Annotated in this window: 7 protein-coding genes; 3 read left to right on the top strand and 4 right to left on the bottom strand. The window is 68.5% G+C overall.

The genetic code is table 11. The annotated features are described in order from the left end of the window. Both JF597_RS00775 and JF597_RS00770 read right to left on the bottom strand, forming a co-directional pair. A partial coding sequence (locus tag JF597_RS00775) for a VOC family protein (protein ID WP_366916363.1) occupies positions 1-243 on the bottom strand: 243 nt, incomplete at its 3' end. Positions 244-283: 40 nt separating this feature from the next. Further along, positions 284-976 (bottom strand): type 1 glutamine amidotransferase domain-containing protein, encoded by a 693-nt coding sequence (locus JF597_RS00770; RefSeq protein ID WP_069760116.1) that lies wholly within the window; start codon positions 974-976, stop codon positions 284-286. A 436-nt stretch (positions 977-1,412) separates the two neighbouring features. On the opposite strand from JF597_RS00770, the gene JF597_RS00765 reads away from it, so the two are divergent. Next, complete coding sequence (locus JF597_RS00765; RefSeq protein ID WP_293986692.1) at positions 1,413-2,429, top strand: GlxA family transcriptional regulator; 1,017 nt, start codon at positions 1,413-1,415, stop codon at positions 2,427-2,429. An 88-nt stretch (positions 2,430-2,517) separates the two neighbouring features. After that, complete coding sequence (locus JF597_RS00760) at positions 2,518-2,640, top strand: hypothetical protein (RefSeq protein WP_293986689.1); 123 nt, start codon at positions 2,518-2,520, stop codon at positions 2,638-2,640. Positions 2,641-3,092: 452 nt separating this feature from the next. On the opposite strand, the gene JF597_RS00755 is transcribed toward JF597_RS00760, so the two are convergent. Further along, a complete protein-coding gene (locus JF597_RS00755; RefSeq protein WP_293986698.1) occupies positions 3,093-5,801 on the bottom strand; it encodes a multifunctional oxoglutarate decarboxylase/oxoglutarate dehydrogenase thiamine pyrophosphate-binding subunit/dihydrolipoyllysine-residue succinyltransferase subunit in 2,709 nt (902 codons plus the stop codon). 317 nt (positions 5,802-6,118) lie between these two features. On the opposite strand from JF597_RS00755, the gene JF597_RS00750 reads away from it, so the two are divergent. Next, positions 6,119-6,586, top strand: coding sequence for a DUF6884 domain-containing protein (locus JF597_RS00750; protein WP_293986686.1), 468 nt, complete (start codon positions 6,119-6,121; stop codon positions 6,584-6,586). Between the two features lie 59 nt (positions 6,587-6,645). Here the strand turns inward: JF597_RS00750 and JF597_RS00745 are convergent. Continuing rightward, positions 6,646-6,859, bottom strand: a 214-nt coding sequence (locus tag JF597_RS00745; RefSeq protein ID WP_293986683.1) for a hypothetical protein, incomplete at its 5' end; no start/stop codon positions are given.

Raw genomic sequence — 6,859 nt, 5'->3', positions numbered from 1 at the left:
GTGCGCACCGACGATGTCGTCGACGACCAGATGCAGGCCCTGAGCGGTGCCCGGCACCTGGGACGTGACGGAGGTACCGAAGATGACCGACGCCGAGGAACCCGGCGGGGTGACCTGCACGACCCGGAAGTTCTCGTCCGTGGCTACCTCCGCGTCGAGCCGCCAGCCCAACGTCGTGTAGAAGTCCTTGGCCCGGTCGACGTCGGTCACCGGCACCACCACGACCTCCAGCTTCATGTCCATGACCTGCGCCTCCCGTGTTGGACACGACCGTCTTCGCGAGCTACTTCACGACCTGCAGCAGTCGCTCTCCCAGTACAGCGGCCGAGTGGGGATTCTGCCCGGTGACAAGGTTGCGGTCCTCCACCATGTACGGCTTCCAGATCTCGCCACGGCTGAAGTCGACGCCGAGTTCCTTGAGCTCGTCCTCCAGCAGCCACTGCGTCTTGGAGGCGAGCCCGACAGCCTCCTCCTCGTCGTTGGTGAAGCACGTGACCCGGTAGCCCTTGAACGGCGACACGCCGTGGATCCGGGTGGCCAGCATCGCGGCGGGGGCGTGGCACACGATGAAGAGCGGCCTGCCCGACTCGAGCTGTTCGGTGAGGAGCCGTCCCGCGTCGGCGTCCACCCACATGTCCTCCATGGGACCGTGGCCACCGGGCAGGTACACCGCGTCGTAGTCCCCGAGTCGCACGTCGGACAGCTGAAGCGGCCGGCGCATGACCTCTGCGGAGCGGATGATGGCCTCCAGTTCGAGGGCCGCCTCCACACCGCCCGCCATCTCGGGCCGCAGGCTCATCATGTCGACGTTCGGAGTCACCCCGTTGGGTGTCGCGACGACGACCTGGTGGCCGGCTTCGGTGAGTTGCTTGTACGGGGCCGCGAACTCCTCGGCCCAGTAACCGGTGGCGTGCCTGGTGCCGTCCTTCAGCGTCAGGTACGTGGCACCGGACACCACGAACAGTATTTTCGCCATCTGCGATCACTCCTGTCGTCCCGGGCTCGCGGCCGCAGTACGCACCGCGAAATCGCCATGCCCTCCACGCTCCCGCGCGCGGCGGTCGGTCGCACCCGTGGAACACCCTGGTCGGCGTCCCTGGCCACTGCGCCGGGTCCGTCGGCGCGATCACGCTCTCGCTCAGTGCCTCCGTTTCCTGCCCGGCTGCCGGCCCGCATGAGAAGCGCTCCACGCCGCCGCCGCTGCCGGTCTCCTCCGGAGAACAGGACTGAGATGCCGCACCTCCCAGCAGGGAGGGAGCCGGTCGTAGCGTTTGCGCGGGTCGCCTGCGTACGTTGGGCGCACGGACATCCGTCGCGATCCCGCCTTGAAGATCGGCAGCGCGCCGACACGCACGCTGTCGGCGGCGTCTCGGCCGTTCAGCGCTCACAGGCAATCGCCCAGGAGGCATTCCATGCATCATGAGCACCGTGGAGCGGGCTCGCGCACCGTGACCGTGTTCGTCTTCCCGGGGGTGCGACTGCTGGACGTGACAGGTCCCATCGAGGTGTTCACGACGGCGAACGAGTTCGGCGGGCGCTACCGGGTTCAGATCGTCTCGCAGGACGGCGCGGAGGTGATCACCTCCGCCGGAACCCGTCTGGGCGCCGATCTCTCTGTCGACGACCTCACTGAGCCGTCCGACATCCTGGTGACCCCGGGCGGACCGGAATGGGAGACGGTGATCAAGGACGACGCTCTGCTGGATGTGGTGCGACGCCTGAGTGACCAGGCCAACTGCACAGCATCGGTGTGCACGGGAGCGTTCCTGCTGGCGGCTGCCGGACTCCTGGACCGCCGCCGCGCCACGACGCACTGGCGGCACACACGGGAACTGGCCCTGCGCTTCCCGTCCGTGCGGGTCGATCCGGACGCCATCTTCGTGCGGGACGGGCGGATGATGACGTCGGCGGGTGTCACCGCCGGTATCGACCTGTCGCTGGCGCTGGTCGAGGACCATCACGGCGCCGAGGTCGCACGAGCGGTGGCCAAGGACATGGTCGTCTTCATGCAACGGCCCGGTGGCCAGTCCCAGTTCAGCGTCCGCTCGCTGGCCCCCCACACCCGCCAGGAGATGCTCCGCGGGGTCCTGGACGCGGTCGCCGAGAACCCGGGGGCCAATCACACGCTGTCGGCCATGGCTCGCCGGGCGGGCGTCAGTGTCCGGCACATGACGCGGCTCTTCCACGAAGAGGTGGGCACGACACCGGCCCGGTATGTGGAGGACATCAGGCTGGAAGCTGCCCAGGCGATGCTGGAGACGGGTGATGACTCGATGTCAGTGGTCGCGCGACGCACCGGGTTCGGCTCATCCGAGTCGCTCCGCAGGGCGTTCGTGCGACGCCTGGGCGTGACCCCTGGCGCCTACCGGACCAGCTTCCGAACGACTGGCGTCGGGGCGGATCCGGCGCCCGACGGGGTCTCCTCCTAGCAGAGGAGCAACTTCCCTCCGCCTACGGCTCCTTGCGCGACGGACAGCCTACGGTCACCGGATTGCGAACCGTCTCAGATCCCCGTACATGACCGACGTGCTGCCCGGGATGAACCTCGTGGCCCTGGGGGGCGGCCTGGTGCTCGTCGGACTCACCCTCGCCGAGTGGACGGCGCAACGGGTGCGGACACGGGCGTCGCCACCGGCATGAACAACCGTCCCTGCAGATCGGCAGCGCCATCGGTCTGGCCGCTCCGGTCTCGGTGGGCACCAGCCACGCCACCTCGCTGTGGCATGCGGGCATCGATGCTACGACCGCCATCGCGGCCCGTTACGTCCTCAGCTTCGCCGTCGCTGCCGGTGTGAGGGCCTTCGGCGCCGGCTCGGGTTCATCGGCATCCACCCGACCGACCGCTGCCACCATCCGGACGGTGCGCAAGACGTCACGGCAACGCGCGGCCTGACACGTCACCGACCCAGGTGAGCCCGCGGCCGGGAAACCGGTCGCGGGCTCGATGCGGGGCCTTCGGTTCGGGCGGATCGATCCGCGGAGAGCAGTGCGCCGGACCGGGAATCCCGCGGCTCGTCCAGATACGGTCGGCGGCACGGCCGTCGGATGTCGGCCCCGATGAGCCTGACGGCCGCGCCGCGTCGCCGGCGGAGTCAGCGGAAGGCCGACACCACGAGATCCCGTTGCTCATCGGCGTGCCGTCGGGCGGAGCCCACTGCGGGAGCCGGGGCCTCCGGCCGGCTGACGCACCCGACGGGCCGATCGGTCAGCCGCTGGACGCGCGGCGACAGGAAAGACCAGGCGCCTTGGTTCTCCGGCTCCTCCTGCACCCACCGCACCTCAACCCCGGCGGGAAAGCGCGAGAGCTCCGTGCGGAGCTCCTCAGCGGGGAACGGGTGGAGACGCTCCAGGCGGACGACAGCGGTGTCCGACTGGCCGGAGGTCCGCCGGTGGGCGTCCAGGTCGTAGAAGACCTTCCCCGAGCACACGAGCACGCGCCGGACCCCGGCGGCGTCCACCGTCTCGTCGGGGACGACCGCGCGGAAGGCGCCCGTCGTGAACTCCGCCAGGGTGGAGGTGGCCGCCTTCGACCGCAGCATCGACTTCGGAGTGAAGACGATCAGTGGCCGTCTGCGCTCGTCGAGGGCTTGCTGCCTGAGCAGATGGAAGTAGTTGCTGGGCAGTGTGGGCACAGCGACGGTCATGTTGTCCTGCGCGCACAGCTGGAGGAATCGTTCGATCCTGCCGGAGGAGTGGTCCGGTCCCTGACCCTCCAAGCCGTGCGGCAGCAGGAGTGTCACCCCGGAGCGCTGCCCCCATTTCTGTTCCGCCGACGAGATGTACTCGTCGACGACCGTCTGGGCGCCGTCGGCGAAGTCGCCGAACTGGGCCTCCCACAGCACGAGTGCGTCGGGGCGCGCAAGGGAGTAGCCGTACTCGAAGGCAAGCGCGGCCAGTTCGGACAGCATCGAGTCGTAGGGCGTGAAGTCCGCGGCCTGCCGGCCGAGAGACCTCAGCGGTGTGTGCTCCGTGCCGGTTCGCCGGTCGGTGAGCACGGCATGCCGTTGGCCGAACGTGCCGCGGCGGGAATCCTGCCCGGTCAGCCGCACCGGAACACCGTCCAGCAACAGCGAGCCGATGGCCAGAGTCTCCGCGGCGGCCCAGTCGATCGTCCCCGCGTCCGGCATCGCGGCACGCCTTTGGAGCTGGGGCAGAACGCGCGGGTGCGCGGTGAAGCCCTGCGGCAGCGCGGTCTGCGAGGCGATGACGTACCGGGCGGTCGCCTCCGTGATCGCGGTCACCACCTCGGGGACGACTTCGTCCTCGGTGACCTGGCGGTCAACGGGGTGCACGGAGGCGGGCGCCGGCGTCCGGGTTTCGGCGAAGGCGCGCTCGAGGTGTCCCCGGAAGTCCTGGAGGGCACCCTTCACCTGCCGCTCGTCGATGTCCCCGCGCCGAACCAGCGACTCGGCGTACAGCGTGCGCACCGAAGGCGTGGCGTCGATGCGGTCGTACATCGCGGGCTGCGTGATGGACGGGTCGTCGACCTCGCTGTGTCCGTGGCGCCGGTAGCAGATCAGGTCCACCACGACGTCCTTGTGGAAGGCCTGGCGGTAGTCGAAGGCCAGGCGTGCGACCCGGGCGACGGCTTCGGGGTCGTCTCCGTTGACGTGGAAGATCGGGGCCTGGACCGCCCGAGCCACGTCAGTGGCATAGGCAGTCGAGCGCGCGTTGGCGGCCGAGGTCGTGAAGCCCAGCTGGTTGTTGATGACCAGATGGACCGTTCCACCGGTGCGGTAGCCGGGCAGCTGCGACATGTTCAGCGTCTCGGAGACCACACCCTGACCGGCGAACGCGGCATCACCGTGGATGGCGATCGCCAGGACGTCGGCCGCTTCGTCACCGTCTGTGGCCTTGTCCTGCTTGCCGCGGACGACTCCCTGGGCGACCGGCCCGACGATCTCCAGATGCGAGGGGTTCGCCACGACGGAGACCGAGATCGTGCCGCCGTTCAGAGCACGGTAGGTGCCCTCGGCACCCAGGTGGTATTTCACGTCGCCGGATCCCTGCACCGAGCGAACGTCCACCATGTCCTCGAACTCGTGGAAAATGTCCGTGTAGGACTTCCCTACGATGTTGGCCAGCACATTGAGCCGGCCCCGGTGCGCCATTCCGATGACGGCTTCCCTCATCCCCTGCCCGATGGAACGAAGCAACAGGGCGTCGAGGAGTACGATCGCCGACTCGGCGCCTTCGAGTGAATACCTTTTCTGACCCACGTACTTGGTCTGCAGGAACGTCTCGAAAGCCTCAGCCGCGCCCAACCGGTACAGAATCTGCAACTGTTCGGCCCGGTCACGCCGGGACTCAGGCGATTCGATGCGCTGCTGGATCCAGCGTCGTTCGCCGAAGGACTGGATGTGCATGTATTCGGTGCCGACAGTCCTGCAGTACGACTCCCGCAGGACGCGGAGGACGTCCCGGAGTTTCATGGTGACCCGTCCGGCGAATCCGTCGACGACGAACTCCCTTTCCAGATCCGCCTCCCGCAGACCGAACGCCGTGATGTCGAGTTCGGGGTGCGTGGCCGTCGGGCTGGTGAGCGGGTCGGTGTCGGCGACCAGATGTCCGCGTACGCGGTACGCGTGGATGAGCGCGGCGACCCGGACGGCCTTGACCGCCGCCTCCTCCGCGTCTTCGTGCGCCGTCACGGTCGTACCGGTCGACTGCGCCGGTATGGTTGCCGACGAGGTGAAGAATTGTCTCCATGCCTCGTCGACCGAGTCGGGGTTGTTCAGGTACCGCTCGTACTGTTCGTCCACGAGCCATTCGTTGAGGCCGAATGCGAGCCCCTGAAGCACCGGTTCCCCGGTGCGTGATCGCGATGCCACGAGGTGGATCGCCTTCTTCCCTGATCTGGAAAAACCGATGGTCGACACGGCCGGGCCGCCTGGTCGTCCCTCATGGGACCCACGGTTCTCACCTCACGTCAGTGGGAGGCGAGTCAACCCGTTCGTGCCACACCCGCGAGGCTAGGACATCGCCGGAGCGGAAAGGACTCCCGGATTGGACACAACGGCCTCACATCGGGACATGGCATCAGTGCGGCGGCCTTCAGGTGACACGCTGCGATGTGCGGGGCCGCTGACATCTCATAAAAGCAGGCAGGACGACATACATGACACCCACCGACCCTCTCGACTACTGGAATCCAGAACTCGTCGTCATCCCGTGCGGCAGCCGCAAACTGAACCGACCCGCACGCGCGGCGGACATGTACATCGGCTCGTATCACCGTGCGTGTCGAAAGACCGCCGACGCGCTGCGGCCCGACCGGATTCTCGTCCTCTCCGCGCATTACGGCCTCCTCGACCTCGACGACATCATCGAGCCGTACGACACACCCCATGGCGCGACCGGCGCCGTGACGGCGGAAGTCCTCCTGGAGCAGGCGGCCCGGCACGACAGCCTGCTCCTCGACCCCGTCGTCGCCCTCGGCGGCGCACGCCACGTCAGCCTTGTCCGCACCCTCTGGCCCCACGTCCGCACACCGCTGGCCGGAACCCGAGGCATGGGTGAACAGATGGCGCGACTCGCGGCTCTGCGCGGGGAGGCCGATCTGTTCGTGGAAATGGTCGGAGACTGAGCGAACCGGAACGCACGGCGTTGAGTCGGTGTCCCGAACCGGCGTCAGTGCCGGCGCACCTACCTGACGGCGTCGCCCGCCGGGTCGCGCGCCCCGGCCGCCGCACAGCCGTCATCGCAGGTGGTGAGGGTGCCGCCGAGCACGGTTGCCACACCGGGCCGCGGATCCCGGTCGCCCTCGGGCCACCGGCGCACGTGCCTGGCGGCGTGCCGCAGGGAATGTACGGCCACCACCACCCAGGCCGGGACGAGCAGCGCGTAGAGTATGACGGCC

The organism is Streptomyces sp., from assembly GCF_019510245.1.
Lineage (GTDB): Bacteria > Actinomycetota > Actinomycetes > Streptomycetales > Streptomycetaceae > Streptomyces.
The sequence above is the reverse complement of the archived record's forward strand: the minus strand, read 5'-3'. Positions and strand labels throughout refer to the sequence as shown.